General features: G+C 72.9%; 9 protein-coding genes, 2 pseudogenes and 1 riboswitch. Of the genes and pseudogenes, 3 read left to right on the forward strand and 8 right to left on the reverse strand.

What is annotated here, in order from left to right; all coding sequences use genetic code 11:
• Window positions 1-56: 56 nt before the first annotated feature.
• From mraY to Phou_RS05920, 8 genes and pseudogenes are all read right to left on the reverse strand, one after another.
• A complete protein-coding gene (mraY, locus tag Phou_RS05885) occupies window positions 57-1,154 on the reverse strand; it encodes a phospho-N-acetylmuramoyl-pentapeptide-transferase (protein WP_173054243.1) in 1,098 nt (365 codons plus the stop codon).
• Window positions 1,151-2,532 (reverse strand): annotated as a pseudogene (locus Phou_RS05890) (UDP-N-acetylmuramoyl-tripeptide--D-alanyl-D-alanine ligase). The gene mraY and the pseudogene Phou_RS05890 overlap by 4 nt, the downstream one beginning before the upstream one ends.
• A gap of 52 nt (window positions 2,533-2,584) precedes the next feature.
• Entirely contained in the window at window positions 2,585-4,090 is a 1,506-nt protein-coding gene (locus Phou_RS05895) for a UDP-N-acetylmuramoyl-L-alanyl-D-glutamate--2,6-diaminopimelate ligase (protein WP_173054245.1), read from the reverse strand.
• A gap of 54 nt (window positions 4,091-4,144) precedes the next feature.
• Window positions 4,145-6,412 carry a peptidoglycan D,D-transpeptidase FtsI family protein gene (locus tag Phou_RS05900; protein WP_173054247.1) on the reverse strand — a complete coding sequence of 756 codons (2,268 nt, stop codon included), beginning with the start codon at window positions 6,410-6,412 and terminating at the stop codon, window positions 4,145-4,147.
• A gap of 87 nt (window positions 6,413-6,499) precedes the next feature.
• On the reverse strand, window positions 6,500-7,054 hold the full coding sequence (gene ftsL, locus Phou_RS05905; protein WP_173054249.1) for a cell division protein FtsL: 555 nt from the start codon (window positions 7,052-7,054) through the stop codon (window positions 6,500-6,502).
• Between the two features lie 189 nt (window positions 7,055-7,243).
• Window positions 7,244-8,197, reverse strand: a pseudogene (gene rsmH, locus Phou_RS05910) (16S rRNA (cytosine(1402)-N(4))-methyltransferase RsmH); the annotation flags it as partial.
• A gap of 189 nt (window positions 8,198-8,386) precedes the next feature.
• Window positions 8,387-8,818, reverse strand: coding sequence for a division/cell wall cluster transcriptional repressor MraZ (mraZ, locus tag Phou_RS05915; RefSeq protein WP_173033118.1), 432 nt, complete (start codon window positions 8,816-8,818; stop codon window positions 8,387-8,389).
• Window positions 8,819-9,138: 320 nt separating this feature from the next.
• Window positions 9,139-9,960 (reverse strand): C40 family peptidase, encoded by an 822-nt coding sequence (locus tag Phou_RS05920; protein ID WP_246273294.1) that lies wholly within the window; start codon window positions 9,958-9,960, stop codon window positions 9,139-9,141.
• A 2-nt stretch (window positions 9,961-9,962) separates the two neighbouring features.
• A riboswitch (cyclic di-AMP (ydaO/yuaA leader) is annotated at window positions 9,963-10,103 on the reverse strand.
• A 371-nt stretch (window positions 10,104-10,474) separates the two neighbouring features.
• Here Phou_RS05920 and Phou_RS05925 point away from each other — a divergent pair.
• Genes Phou_RS05925 through Phou_RS05935 form a run of 3 tightly spaced genes read left to right on the forward strand, consistent with a single transcriptional unit; the run spans window position 10,475 to window position 13,093 of the window.
• Window positions 10,475-11,695: a MurT ligase domain-containing protein gene (locus tag Phou_RS05925; protein WP_173058147.1), complete on the forward strand. Its 1,221-nt coding sequence runs from the start codon at window positions 10,475-10,477 to the stop codon at window positions 11,693-11,695.
• A complete protein-coding gene (locus tag Phou_RS05930; RefSeq protein ID WP_173054251.1) occupies window positions 11,685-12,401 on the forward strand; it encodes a type 1 glutamine amidotransferase in 717 nt (238 codons plus the stop codon). Before Phou_RS05925 ends, Phou_RS05930 begins: the two co-directional genes overlap by 11 nt.
• Complete coding sequence (locus Phou_RS05935) at window positions 12,308-13,093, forward strand: TVP38/TMEM64 family protein (RefSeq protein ID WP_371872170.1); 786 nt, start codon at window positions 12,308-12,310, stop codon at window positions 13,091-13,093. The genes Phou_RS05930 and Phou_RS05935 overlap by 94 nt, the downstream gene beginning before the upstream one ends.
• Window positions 13,094-14,556: the final 1,463 nt, after the last annotated feature.

Consider the following 14,556-nt stretch of genomic DNA (forward strand, 5'->3'; position numbering starts at 1 on the left):
GCTCCAACACGCACAGCCGCGCTAATGGCCGGGCGTGTCGCGTGCCGTTAGGTGGGCTATCCCACGGCGGTGAGGAACTCGGAGTAGAACAGGCCGAGCCCGATCGCCACACCGATGCCCGCGATGATCCAGAAGCGGACCACGATATTGACTTCGCTCCACCCCGCCAGCTCGAAGTGGTGCTGCAGCGGCGACATCCGGAAGACCCGCCTGCCGGTGGTGCGGAACGAGATCACCTGGATCACGACCGACATCGTGATGATGACGAACAGGCCGCCGACGATGAGCAGCAGCAGCATCGTGCGGCTCGCCATCGCCAGGCCGCCGATCAGGCCACCCAGGCCCAGCGCGCCGGTGTCGCCCATGAAGATCCGCGCCGGCGACGTGTTCCACCACAGGAAGCCGACACACGCGCCGGCCGCGGCGCCGGCGATCAGCGCTATCTCCAGCGGATCCCGCACCGCGTAGCAGTAGTCCACGCTGTAGTTGGGGTCGGCGCACCAGTGCCGGTACTGCCAGAAGGCGATCAGGCCGTACGCGGCGAGCACCATCACCGACGCACCGGTGGCGAGGCCGTCCAGGCCGTCGGTGAGGTTGACGCCGTTGCTGGCCGCCATCACCACGAAGATGAAGAGGATGACCGAGCCGACCTTGCCGACGTCGAGCCAGTCGACGTCGCGGATGAACGAGATGTTCGTGCTGCCGACCGTCTCGGTGTTGGTGCTCGGGAAGTAGAGGGCGATCACGCCGAAGACGCCGCCGACGATGGCCTGGCCGACCAGCTTGTACCGGCCGCTGAGCCCACCGCTGTTGCGCCGCCGCACCTTCAGGTAGTCGTCGATGAAGCCGACCGCGCCGCAGAAGACGAAGAGGCCGAGCAGCACCAGCGCGGTGATCGTCGGACCCACCTGCGCGATCTGCTGCTCGGGCAGGGTGGTGAGGGCGGCGTGCCCGGCGACGTACGCGATGACGGTGGCGATGATGAACACCACGCCACCCATCGTCGGCGTGCCCTTCTTGCCCTGGTGGGTCGAGGGGCCGATGGAGCGGATGGGCTGGCCCGCCTTGAGCGCGGTGAAGACCTTGATGCCGATGGGGGTGCCGAACAGCGACACCAGAAACGCGACCGCGGCCGCGACGATGACGGCTCTCACGAAGTGGCTCCGTCGGCGCGGAGCGCGTCCACCACGTCCCACGTGCGGTAGCGCGAGCCCTTCACCAGCACGACGTCGCCGGGACGCAGCTCGTGCCGCAGCGTCGCGACCGCCGCACCCTGATCGGTTACCAGCACCGACTCTCCTCCCCACGTCGCCACCGCCGCCGCACCCGCGTGGATGGGCGCGGCGGTATCGCCAACCACGATCAGCCGGTCGACGCCCAGCTCCGCGGCGAGGCGGCCGACCTCCTCGTGGCCTTCCCGCTCGTACTCGCCGAGCTCGGCCATGTAGCCGAGCACCGCCACCGTCCGGCGGCCCACGCCGGTGCCGACCAGCGCCCGCAGCGCGGCCGCCATCGAGGCGGGGTTGGCGTTGTACGAGTCGTCGATGACCGTGACACCGTCGGCACGGTCGAAGACGTCCATCCGGCGGGCGGAGACCACCCGCAGCTCCGAGAGGGCGGCGCCCAGCTCCTCCGCCGGGAAGCCGAGCGTGTGCGCGACCGCCGCGGCCAGCAGCGTGTTGCCCACCTGGTGGCGCCCGGCGATGCCGAGCCGCACCGGCGCCCGCCCGTCCGGCGTGACCAACGTGTACGCGGCGCGCCCACCGGAAAGCGCCACGTCCTCCGCGCGCACCGCCGCGTCCGGAGCCTCGCCGGCCAGCACGACCCGGGCCCCGGTCCGGCCGGCCATCGCGCGCACCCGGGGGTCGTCGGCGTTGAGCACCGCGACACCGTCCGCCGGCAGCGCCTCGACAAGCTCGCCCTTGGCGGTGGCGATCGCGTCGACCGAGCCGAACTCGCCGATGTGCGCCACGCCCACGTTGATCACCACGCCGATCGTCGGCGGGGCGACCTGGCAGAGGTGCGTGATGTGTCCGGCGCCCCGCGCTCCCATCTCCAGCACCAGGAAGCGGGTCTTCTCGTCGGCGCGCAGCACCGTGTACGGATGGCCCAGCTCGTTGTTGAACGAGCCCGCCGGCGCCACCGTCGGGCCGAGGCGGGTGAGCAGCTGGGCGATGAGGTCCTTGGTGGTGGTCTTGCCGGACGAGCCGGTCAGGCCGACCACCACGAGCGACGGCAGGCGGTCGACCACGTGGCGGGCCAGGGCGGCCATCGCGGCGAGCTGGTCCTCGACGAGCACCGCGGGCACCGGCACGGGCCGGGACGCGAGCACCGCGACGGCGCCGGCCGCGACCGCGGACTCCGCGTAGTCGTGCCCGTCGACCTTCTCCCCGGGAACGCGACGAACAGCCCGCCCGGCGTCACCTTGCGGGAGTCGAACTCGACCGTGCCGGTCACCTGCGCCGACGGGTCAGCGCCCGCCAGCCGGCCACCGACGGCGTCCGCGATCTCGGCGAGCGTCAGCGTGATCACGCGGGGCCCCCGGGGAGACGTGGAGCGAAGCGGAACGTTTTTTTGGGGTGCTTCATCGGCCCACCTCCGCGAGCGCCTCGGCCAGCTCCACCCGGTCGTCGAACGGCAGCACCTCGCCACCGACCTCCTGCCCGCGTTCGTGTCCCTTGCCCAGCACCGCGACGATGTCGCCGGGCGCCGCCTTGCCGGCCGCGAAGTCGATCGCCGCGCGGCGGCCGGCGATCTCGAAGACCTCGGCACCGGCGGTGACGCCGTCCATGAGTCCGCGCCGGATCGCCGCCGGATCCTCGGTACGCGGATTGTCGTCGGTGACCACCACGACGTCGGCGCCTTCCGCGGCGGCGCGCCCCATCAGCGGGCGCTTGGCCTTGTCGCGGTCGCCGCCGGCCCCGATCACGCAGAAGACCCGCCCGCCCCGGTCGGCGGCGAGCTCGCGCAGCGCGGTGAGCGCGGCGACGATCGCGTCCGGCTTGTGCGCGTAGTCGACGACGCCGAGCACCGGCCCGGGGGACGTGACGCGCTCCAGCCGCCCGGGCACGCCGGGGCAGTCCGCCACGCCGCGCGCGGCGGTGGCCGGATCGGCGCCGGTCGCGACCAGCGCCGCGATGGCCAGCAGCGCGTTGGCGATGTTGTGCCGTCCGGGCAGCGAGACGCCCGCCTCGACGGGCCCGTCAGGTCCGACGGCGGTGAAACGCTGCGAATAGGACGAACCAGCCACAGCGGACGCGTACCACGTCGCGGACGGCGCGCCCGCCGCCGAGTACGTCACGGTCGCGGGCTTGCGCAGCGGCGCGAGCGCCTCGTCGTCGAGGTTGAGGATCTCCACCCGGCAGCGGCCGTCGAAGAGCTTCGCCTTTGCCGCGAAGTAGTCCGCCGCGTCCGCGTGGAAGTCGAGGTGGTCGAGGCCGAAGTTCGTGTACCCGCCGACGTCGAAGCGCACCCCGCCGACCCGCCCCATCGCGAGGGCGTGGCTGGAGACCTCCATGACCACGGCGGTCACGCCCCGCTCGCGGGCCACGGCGAGCAGCGCGTGCAGGTCGGTCGCCTCGGGCGTGGTGCGGACGCTGTCCACCACCAGGTCGCCCAGGCGCGTCTCCACGGTGCCGATCAGCCCCGTCACGTGGCCGGCGGCGCGCAGCCCGCTCTCCACCAGGTACGCGGTCGAGGTCTTGCCCGCGGTGCCGGTGATGCCGATGACCGTGAGGTGCTCGGTGGGGTCGCCGTAGACCGCGGCGGCGATCACGCCGAGCGCGTCGCGCGGGTCGGCCACCACGATCGCGGGAAGCCCCGCCGCGGCGGCGGCGTCAGCGCCCGCCGGGTCGGTCAGCACCGCCACGGCACCGGCCGCCGCGGCGGCGGGCACGAACTCGGCGCCGTGCCGCCGCGCGCCGGGCAGCGCCGCGTAGAGGTCGCCGGGGCGTACGTCGCCGCTCGCATGGGTCACCCCACTGACCAGCGGCTCAGCCGACGCGGGCCTTTGCGGGGCGGCACCGGCCAACGCCGCGAGGCCGTCCAGGGACCGCAGTGTCACCGTATGCGGACGGAGATTGCCAGGCACGGCGTCAGACCCTACCGGTTGGTGGCGCGCCGGCCGTACAGCACGTCCGGCGGTTCAGGGGTAGACGACAAACTTCGGCGGCTTCCCGCTGCTCAGCGGTACCCCGAAGTGGGTGAGCGCGTACCCCATCATGTCGTGGAACGCCGGCGCGGTGACCTCGCCGCCCCCGCCGCCCGGCGTGTGCGCGAAGACCGCGATGACGTAGCGGGGGTTGTCCGCCGGCGCCATGCCGACGAACGACGCGACCGCGCCGGAGACGTACTTGCCGTTGACCACCCGCGAGCCGGTGCCGGTCTTGCCGGCCACCCGGTACCCGTCGACGGCCGCGTGCACGCCGGTGGCGCCCTTGACGGTGGTGACCGCCTCCAGCATCAGGCGCAGCTCGCGGGCGTGCTCCGCGCTGATCACCTGCCGTGTGGTGGGCTGCGCGGACGGCGTGCGCTTGCCGTCCGGCGCGATCGTCTCCTTCACCAGGTGCGGCTGCACCCAGGTGCCGTCGTTGGCGATCGCCGCGTACGCCGCGGCCATCTGCAGCGGGGTCACCGCGACGCTGTGGCCGATCGGCACCGACCCGTACGCCGAGCCGCTCCAGTCGTCGGGCGGCAGCAGTGCTCCGGCCGCCTCGCCGGGCACGCCGACGCCGGTCGCGGTGCCGAGCCCGAACCTCTTCTGGTACTCGTACAGCTTCTCCTTGCCAAGCTTGTCGGCGATGGCGATCGTGCCCACGTTGGACGAGTACGCGAGGATGCCCGGGATGCTCATCCGCCGGGGCGTCCAGTTGGTGTGCGAGTCCTTGAACCGCTGGTCGCCCTTTGTCACGTTCGGCCCCACCATGAACGTGTCCTCCGGCTTGACCGCGCCCTCCTGCAGCGCCGCGCCGATGGTGATCGCCTTGTGCACCGAGCCCGGGTCGACCACGAAGCTCGTGGCGGTGTCCTCGCGGCTCTCCGGCTTGCTCTTGAGCGGCTGCGCCGCGTTGTACGTCGGGTAGCTGGCCTGCGCGAGCACCTCGCCGGTGCGCACGTCGAGCACGACAGCCGCGCCCGTGTACGCCTTGGCCTGCTCCATCCGCGCGCCGAGCGTCTTCTGCACCATGTACTGCAGGTCGCGGTCGATGGTCAGGCGCAGCGAGGAGCCCGGCTGCGCCTTGGTCTCCCGGTTGTAGCCGCCCGGGATCTCCGCGTCGAGCGAGCCCTGCCCCACCTCGAAGACCCGCTTGCCGTCGACGCCGCGCAGCAGCTCGTCGTAGCGCGCCTCCAGTCCTTCCAGGCCGTTGAGGTCCGGGCTGGTGAAGCCGATGATGCTGGCCGCGAGGTCCTGGCCGGGCACCTCGCGCCGCTCGTCGCGGTGCACGATGACGCCGGGCAGCTTGAGCGCCTCGACCCGCTGGCCGACCGCGATGTCGACACCGCGGGCCAGGTACTCGAAGCGGGACGCGCCGCCGCCGGGCTGCTTGCGCTTGGCCATCTTGGCGAGCAGCTCCGACTTGGGCACGGCGATCAGCGGCTCCAGCGCGGCGGCCGTCTTCGGCAGGTCGCTGACCAGCTCGGGGTCGACCGCCACGTAGCGCGCCTCGACGCTGTGGGCGAGCACCGCGCCGCCGCGGTCGTAGATGGCACCGCGCGGCGCGGGCAGGTCGACCCGGTCCAGCCGCGTCTCCAGGCCCCGCTCGGCGAACGCCGGCGACTCGGTGAACTGCATCGTCACGAGCCGGATGCCGATCGTGGCGAAGACCGTGAGGGCGAGCACCGTACCCAGGCGCAGCCGCCGCCGCTGGTCCACCAGCTTCGGCGGGCGCCGCGGCGCCCTCTTCCGCGGCGGGGGCGGGCCGCCGTGCCGGCGCGGGTCGTCGCGCCGCGTGCCCGCTCCGCGACGGGCGGTTCGCACAGGGCGGTCGGCCGCCGCGGCCGCCTTCGCCGCCGTCGTGCGCTTTCGCGGCGGGGGTACCGGCGGTGGGGTGCCCTTCCGCATGACCCTGGGCGGGGTTTCGGTGCGGTTCGCGCCGCGCGGCTGGCCGCCGCCGCTAGCGCGGCCCGCGGTGCCGCCCGGCTCCCGCTCGGGCTCGGCGGCGGCGGGTCGCCGGGCGCGCGGCTTGCCACCCTCGACCACCTGGAGCGCCGGCCGGAAGGGGTCGGCGGTGCGCCCGGTGCGCGGGGTGCGCTCGCGCATGGTGCGGCCGCGCGGCGTGTAGGCCCGCGCCTCCGAGATCCCGAAGCCGCGCTCCGCGGGCGGGTCCTCATCGGGCTTTCCACCACGGCGCGCGGCGTCGGCGCCACGGGTGGAGCCGCGCCGGGGCTCGTCGCTCCCCCGGCGCGGCGCCATCTCCTCTGGGCGCTGGTCCTCGCGTCGCGTGCCCGCTCCGCGAGGACCAGACCCGGAAGAACCCGTTGGCCGCTGCGGCATGCTGACCTACTCCGTCGGCTGCTGGTCGGTACCGGTCTCCTGCTGTGTGCCGGCGGCCGGCTGCCCGGCCGTGCCCGTCCCGGTCTGCCCGGTCCCGGTCCCTGTCTGGCCCGTCCCGGTCTGCCCGGTGCCGGTACCCGTCTGGCCCGTCCCGTTCGGGCCGGTGCCGTTCTGAGCCGGGCCGTTCTGGCCGGTGCCCTGCTGGCTGGTGATCGACGGCTCCTCGGTCGCGGGCACCATCATCCCGGTCAGCCGCCCGTCGGGCAGCTGGATCTGCACCGGCCGGCCCTGCACGAGGCCCTGCTTACGGGCCGCCGCGGTCAGGTTGCCCGGGTCCTCGGCACGCGCGATCTCCTGCTTGAGCTGCTGCTCCTGCACGTCCAGCGACGCCTGCTGCTCGCGCAGCTCGCTGAGCCGGAACGCGTTCTCGTTGATCTTCGTGTTGACCACCAGGATCCCCAGGACGCCGCCGACCACGACGACAAGGATCAGTGCGATGAACGGTGCCCGCGGCACCACCACCGGAAGCGGCGGCGCCACCCGCAGCCAAGGAACCCCCACCTTGCGCTCGCGCGTGGTGCCCCCGGCTCCGTCGCGAGCTGCTCCCCCTTGGCGGGCGTTGCCTTGATCGGCTGGCTCTCGGCAGGCTCTGCCTTGAGCGCCGTGTTTCCTGCCGTCTGGTGCTGCTCCGCGGCCCGGCCCCCGACCGCGGCGTGTAGCGCTTGCTGACGTTCATTTCCCCTCCCCCTCTTCGATCCGGGCCGCGGCCCGCAGCCGCACCGATGCGGCACGCGGGTTGGCCGCGACCTCCTCGTCGCTCGGGAGCTCGGCGCCACGGCTGAGCAGCCGCAGCGTCGGCCCGGTGCCGGGCAGCTCGACCGGCAGGTCGATCGGCCCGGTGCTCCGCGCCCGGGCGGCGAACGCCCGCTTCGCGATCCGGTCCTCCAGCGAGTGGTAGGACAGGACCACCATGCGGCCGCCCGGCGCGAGGGCGTCGAGCGCGGCCGGCAGCGCTGATTCGAGCGCGGCCAGCTCGCCATTTACCTCGATGCGGAGTGCCTGAAAAGTCCTCTTGGCCGGGTGTCCACCCGTCCGTCTCGCCGGCGCGGGTATCGCGTCCCGCACCAGCTCCGCCAACCGTGCCGACGAGGTGATGGGCGCCTTCGCCCGCTCGCGCACGATCGTCGCGGCGATCCGTGCGGCGAACTTCTCCTCGCCGTACACCCGCAGCACCCGAGCCAGCTCGGGCACCTCGTACGTGTTCACGACCTCCGCGGCGGTGCGGCCGCGGGTCTGGTCCATGCGCATGTCCAGCGGCGCGTCCTGCGCGTAGGCGAACCCGCGGTCGGGCGCGTCGAGCTGCAGTGACGAGACGCCGAGGTCGAAGAGCACCCCGTCGACCCGCTCGTAACCGAGCTGGTCGAGCACCTCGGGCAGCTCGTCGTAGACCGCGTGCACCAGGTGGACGCGGTCACCGAACCGCTCCAGCCGTGCCCGCGCGTGCGCGAGTGCCTCCGTGTCCCGGTCGAGTCCGATGAGGACGGTCCGGGGGTGTGCCCGGAGCACCGCCTCCGCGTGCCCGCCGAGGCCCAGGGTCGCGTCCACGTGCAGGGTGGTGCGGTCGTCCCGGTCGAGCGCGGGCGCGAGCAGCGCGAGGCACCGCTCCAGCAGCACCGGCACGTGCGTGCCGCGCAGCTCCCCCATCTCGACCCCCAGTGACCCGCCCGTGTGCGCATGCGCCCGGTGCCCGAAGAACCGTGCGCCGTACTGCCAGATCCCCATCCGCCCTTCCTGAGCCTCCTTCGCGGGGAGGCCGGGACGCGCCTGACATCGGGGAAGAGACGTCAGGTGCAGGAGCGGCTGGAGATCTCGCAGTACGGCGTCTGCCAGCCCTTACAGTCCTCCGGGCAGCACCCCCTCCTCGATGCCCGCGAAGTCGTCTTCGCTCTCGGAGAGATACGTGTCCCACGCTTGCTTGTCCCAGATCTCCACCCGGGTGCTCGCGCCGATCACGACGAGCTCGCGGCTCAGCCCGGCGTACTCCCGCAGGTGGCCCGGTATCGTCACCCGGCCCTGCTTGTCGGGCACCTCGTCGTGGGCGCTCGCGAAGAACACCCGGCTGTAGGCCCGAGCCGCCTTGTGCGTCATCGGCGTCTCGCGCAGCTGGCCGGCGATCCGCTGGAACTCCGGCGTCGGAAAGACGTAGAGGCAGCGCTCCTGCCCTTTAGTGATCACGACACCTCCCGCCAGCTCGTCCCGAAACTTCGCCGGAAGGATCAACCGGCCCTTTTCGTCCAGGCGCGGGGTGTGGGTGCCGAGAAACATCGGCCCACCCCCTCGCCTCTGGCGGCTTTCGCGGAGCCGCTGTCCCCGGGGCCGGCGGGTCCCTCCGGTGAGTAACCCTGCCACTGCGCCCCACTGTACTCCACTTCCCTCCACTCGCAACCGGAATCGCAGCGTTCCTCGGGTGACCCCCTTGACAAAACAGCACGTCAAATGCGGTGGAGGCCGGTGGAGGGTCCGGATCGCGACAGGACTGATCCACTACCGGGACCCAGAGACGATCCAGGGCAAACCCGGATGGGCTTGCCCTGGATCGTTGGGGGATGGGGGATGTAGAGGTACCGGGGAGGGAAGTGGAGAGGTTAGGCGGCGAGCCGCCGTACCACGTAGTTGCTCGACCAGATCTTGTGCTTGCCGACCCGCACGCCCGGGCGGGGCGCGTCGTACATGTAGCCGCCGCCGGCGTAGATGCCGACGTGCGTGCCGTACGAGCCGGAGCGGATCACGATCAGGTCGCCGGGCAGCACCTTGTTCTTGGCGACACCAATGCCGGCGCGCTGCTGGTCGTTCGCCTTGTGTGGCAGTACCCGCCCGGTCGCCACCCGGTACACGTACTTGGTGAAGCCCGAGCAGTCGAAGGACGAGGGCCCCACCGCGCCGTACACGTAGGGCTTGCCAAGGTGCTTGCGCGCCTCGGCCAGCACCTTCGCGCGGCCGGCGACGACCGTCACCTTGGCACGGCCGGTGACCGTTCCCTTGTAGGCGCCTCGCCCGCTGTAGACCGCCCGGTAGAGGCGGGTCGTGGACGGCTTGATGGAGAGGGTCGCCTTGCCGCTGGAGTAGACGGGGCGGGTGCCGGTGCTGACCCACTTCCCCTTCCACACCTGAAACTGGACGGTGCCGCCCCAGATGCCCTTGCGGGTGTTGGGGTCGGCGACGGTGGCGGTGAGGGTGAGCGTCGAGCCCAGCGAGAGGTTCGTCGTGTTCGGCTTGATCGTGACGTAGGGCGTGATCGACGCGGTGGCCGGCGCGGTGGCGGCCGTGGCCGGCGCGGGAGCCGCGTCGGCGAGGGCCGGGCCGGCCATGAGCTGACCGGCGCAGACGCAGAGCCCGACGGCGAGCGCGAGCTTGCCGCCCCGCCGTTTCGCGGGCAGCCTGTGCCGGCCCGAACGGAGTTCGTGCACGTAGTGTCCCTCCGGCACGCCTGCGAGGTGAGCTGTCGGGTTCGGGCGGGAAGGATTGCCCGGCCGCGCAAGTGGCGGCTTCACCCCAAGGCCTCGGCCCTGCCGGGTCTCCCCGGCCGGGTTCGGGACCGCAGATCCTGGGTCCCCCGTCCCTGCCCGCTATGCCGTTGTGTGCCTCCAGGGTCCGCACCGGACGGGTGGGCAGGGCTCGGCGTGTCCCGGCGGTGCGGCCGGGCTTGGACCCGGCCCAACGTTTCTAGCGGATGCCCCGATCCACACGGCGTGACGGTGATCTTGCGGAGCGAATTTGGCACGCCAGCAAATGAGCGGTCGTTAAGTACGCTGTCCAAAATGTCGCCACACTGCGTGAATCCACGCCTCACGGTGCGTCTACCGATCACCGTGAGTATCACCACACACTTCGCGCCGTGCCTGGCCGTGATCGACGGTTTTCCGACGCCCAGGTGGAGATCCAACGGTCGTTGGTAACCTCGCCTCCGTGACGGACGGCAAGATGCCCCTGCGGGCGAAGGTCGCCAGCTCGGTCTCCCGCACGGCGGCCGCCCTGTCGCGAGCGGCGGGGCGCGGCGACGGTTCGGTGATCGGCGGCTGGATCGGCCTCAAGATCGACCCTGACCTGCTCGCCCACCTGGCGTCGGGGCGCGCGATCGCCCTGATCTCGGGCACCAACGGCAAGACGACCACGACCCGCCTGGCCGCGGCCGCGGTGGGCGTGCTCGGGCCGGTGGCGACCAACGGCTTCGGTGCCAACATGCCGACCGGCCACACCTCGGCGCTCGCCAAGGCCGGCCAGACGCCGTACGCGGTGCTGGAGGTCGACGAGCACTACCTGGCGAAGGTGCTGGTCGCGACCGAGCCACGGGTGGTGGCGCTGCTCAACCTCTCCCGCGACCAGCTCGACCGGGCCAAAGAGGTCGCGATGATGGCCCAGATGTGGCGCACCGCGCTCGCCAACCACCCGGGCGTGCACGTGGTGGCCAACGCGGACGACCCGATGGTCGTCTGGGCCGCGGCCGGATCGCCGGCCGTCACGTGGTTTAGCGCCGGCCAGCGGTGGCATGACGACTCGTGGGTTTGTCCCGAGTGCGGCTCGCCGATCGAGCGCCAGGCCGACCAGTGGTGGTGCACCGGCTGCTCGCTGCGCCGGCCGGTACCGCAGTGGGTGGTCGAGGACGAAGGCGTGGTCGACCCCCGCGGCGCGTGGCACAAGGTCTCCCTCCAGCTCCCCGGCCGGGTCAACCTCGGCAACGCGGCCACGGCGCTCGCGGTGGCGGCCCAGTTCGGCGTCCGCCCGACCGACGCGGTCTCCCGGCTGTCCACGGTGGCCTCGGTCGCCGGCCGGTACGCCCAGGTGGTCCGCGACGGCCGCAACATCCGGCTGCTGCTGGCGAAAAACCCGGCGAGCTGGCTGGAGGCCTTCGACATGGCTGACGAGGCGCCCACCCTGCTGTCCATCAACGCCCGCGACCCCGACGGCCTCGACACGTCGTGGCTGTTCGACGTCGACTTCAGCCCCCTGCGCGGCCGCCAGGTCCTCATCACCGGCGACCGGGCGTACGACCTGGCGGTGCGCCTCGAGGTGAACGAGGTGCCCTTCCAGCACGTACGTACCTTCGGCGAGGCGGTGAAGCTCGTGCCGCCCGGCCGGCTGGAAGTGATCGCCAACTACACCGCGTTCCAAGACATCCGAGCGGAGCTCGACCGTGTCCTCTGACAGCACGATCAGCATCGTCTGGATCTATCCGGACCTGCTGTCCACGTACGGCGACCGGGGCAACATGCTCATCCTCGCCCGGCGGGCCGCACTGCGCGGGCTGCCGGTGCGGACGATGGAGGTCCGCTCCGACCAGCCGATGCCCACCACCGCCGACATCTACCTGATCGGCGGCGGCGAGGACGGCCCACAGGCGCTCGCGGCCCAGCGGCTGATCGCGGACGGTGGCCTGCACCGCGCGGTGGCGCAGGGCTCGGTGGTGTTCGCGGTGTGCGCCGGGTACCAGCTGCTCGGCGGCTCCTTCTTCGCCAAGGGCGCCCAGTACGCCGGCCTCGACCTGCTCGACTTCCGCTCCGACCGCGGACCCACCCGCGCGGTCGGCGAGCTCGGCGGCCCGATCGACCCGCGGCTCGGCCTGCCCCCACTCACCGGCTTCGAAAACCACGGCGGCCGCACCCACCTGGGCCCCGGCGTCTCACCGCTGGCCCGCGTGACCACCGGTGTCGGCAACGACGGCTCGACCGAGGGCGCGTGGCGGGGCAAGCTGCTCGGCACGTACTCGCACGGTCCCGCCCTCTCCCGCAACCCGGCCATCGCCGACCTGCTGCTGCGCTGGGCCACCGGCTACGACTCGCTGCCCCCGCTCGACGACACCTGGTCCGACCGCCTGCGCGCGGAACGCATCGCCGCGACGGCCGCCTCGTGATCGCCCGCGTACGCCGCCTGGCACCCCTGCTCCGGCAGCGGTCGGTGGCCCGCTTCACGCTGCTGCTCGGCATCCTCGCGCTGTTCGGCCTCACCGTGCTCCTGCTCCCCCAGCCCGACCTGGCCGACGCGCCCCGCCTGGTCGACCGCCTGGGCCCGCTCGCACCCCCCGCCGCCATCCTGCTGGGCGCGCTGATGATGGTGGTCCTCGTCCCCCGCACGCTGGTCTCCTTCGCGTGGGGCGCGCTCTTCGGCACGGTGGGCGGCGCCAGCTACGCCCTCGGCGCCGCGCTGATCGCCGCCGCCCTCGGCTTCGCGGTCGGCCGCACGCTGGGCCGCGACTTCGTCGCCGAACGCGTCCGCGGCCGCCTGGCCCGCCTGGACGGCTGGTTCGCCCGGCAGAGCGTGCTCGGCGTGGTCACGGTCCGCCTGCTCCCGGTGGGCGGCTTCGGCCTGATCAGCTACGGCTACGGCACGACCGGCGCCCGCGTCCGCCCGTTCCTGGTCGGCAGCGTGCTCGCCTCGGTCCCCTCCGCCTTCGGCTACGCGGCGATGGGCGCCGCCGTGGCCTCCCCCGGCGACATCAACTGGTTCGCGATCGCCCCGGCCGGGCTGGGCCTGGTGGCCAGCACCATCATCGTCACCAAGTGGCGCCGCTCCCGCCGCGCCGCCCTCGCCGCCGCGTCCGCCTGACCCGCTTCGTCACCGCCCGCTTCGTCGCTCACCGTCCGCTTCGGTGCGCACCGTCCACTTCGTCACTTACCGTTCGCTTTGGGGCGGGGCTCGCTTTCGGTCGCGTCTCAACTTGGGCGCGGCTCGCTTTGGGCGCGGCTCGGTTTCGGATGTGGCCCGCTTTGTGGCGCGGCTCCGTCGGGGGCACGGCTCGGTCGGGGGCACGGCCGCTTGGGCGCGGCCGCTTGGGCGCGGCCGCTTGGGGCGCGGCCGCAGTCACGCGGCGATTTGGCTGGTATGCCCCCGTCCGCGCCACCTGCGGACCGTATGCTCCCGCGGGCACCGCTCCGGTCGGCGGCTCGCCAGGGCTCGCCGAAACCCCCGACCTCCGCTGCCGGGCGCGCGCGCCAAGGTCCAGCACGCTCTCGCCGATCGAGCGGACCGGTTCCAACACCCAGTCGCGTCGTGGCCGGAGCACTGCTCGGCCCCGCGAGCGCACCGCCGCCGGATGGGGTGGCACGGACCGTCGCCGTGGGCGGCCTCTCCCGTGATGCGCCGCCTGCGGTCCCCCGCGGACTCTGACGCCGTTACCGCAGGCCCCGGGGATGCAGCCGACTCCGACACCATCACCACCAACGGACCCAGCGGCGGGCGATGGCCCGGCGGGTACCCGGGCAGGTTAGGCGCATCGGTGCGCCCAGGTCGCGAGCCACACAGGCCGCGACACACCTCGCATCCCAGCAGCCAAACCGCCGACTCCGACATCGCCACCGTCCACCGACCCAGCGGCGGATGGCGGCCGGGCACCGGGATAGCCAGCCAACTGGGCACACCGGTGCACCAGATCGAAAGCACGCACAGGGCGACACCCGCCTCGCATCCCGTCAGCCAGACCGGCCACTCCAGCGCCATCACCGCCCGCCGGCCCAGCAGCGGGCGGTAGCCGGGCAGCGGGGTAGCCGGGGCAGTTGGGCGCACCGGTGCGCCCAGCTTGAGAGCGACGCACACCGCGACACCGCCTCGCACCCCATCAGCAAACCGGCGACCCCAGCGCCATCGCCGCCCGCCGGCCCAGCAGCGGGCGGTAGCCGGGCACCGGAGTAGCCGGGGCAGTTGGGCGCACCGGTGCGCCCAGGTCGAGAGCCCACGAACGCCGCGACACCTCCCATCAGCCAGGCCCTTGAGTAGGTCCAAGGGAGTTGACGTGCGATAACAGCCCTGCTCGGTCCGGCCCACGACCAGCCGCGCCGGCGTGCCGTGCGGGACATCGCGGTCGCCCGCATCAGTTCGGGGCATCAACGGCCCACCGGACATCCAACCCACATCCGCGCGGGCATATCCCGCTGGCGGGCGGCGTTGGACGGGGGCCGCGCCCCACCCGGGGCTCGCTCGTTTTACCTGCCGTGCGGGCCGTCAGCCCGCATCGCCGGGGCCCCCTGCGCCGGCCACGACCGCACGAACAACGGGAGTGGTACGTGAGTGGG

This window comes from Phytohabitans houttuyneae (assembly GCF_011764425.1).
In the GTDB taxonomy this organism is placed as follows: Bacteria; Actinomycetota; Actinomycetes; order Mycobacteriales; family Micromonosporaceae; genus Phytohabitans; species Phytohabitans houttuyneae.

Bases quoted from the DNA above. Each gene is read 5' to 3' on its own strand.
- Phou_RS05900 (WP_173054247.1), bottom strand. From the start codon at position 6,412: ATGGCGCCGCGCCGGGGGAGCGACGAGCCCCGGCGCGGCTCCACCCGT.
- mraZ (WP_173033118.1), bottom strand. From the start codon at position 8,818: ATGTTTCTCGGCACCCACACCCCGCGCCTGGACGAAAAGGGCCGGTTG.
- Phou_RS05925 (WP_173058147.1), top strand. From the start codon at position 10,475: ATGCCCCTGCGGGCGAAGGTCGCCAGCTCGGTCTCCCGCACGGCGGCC.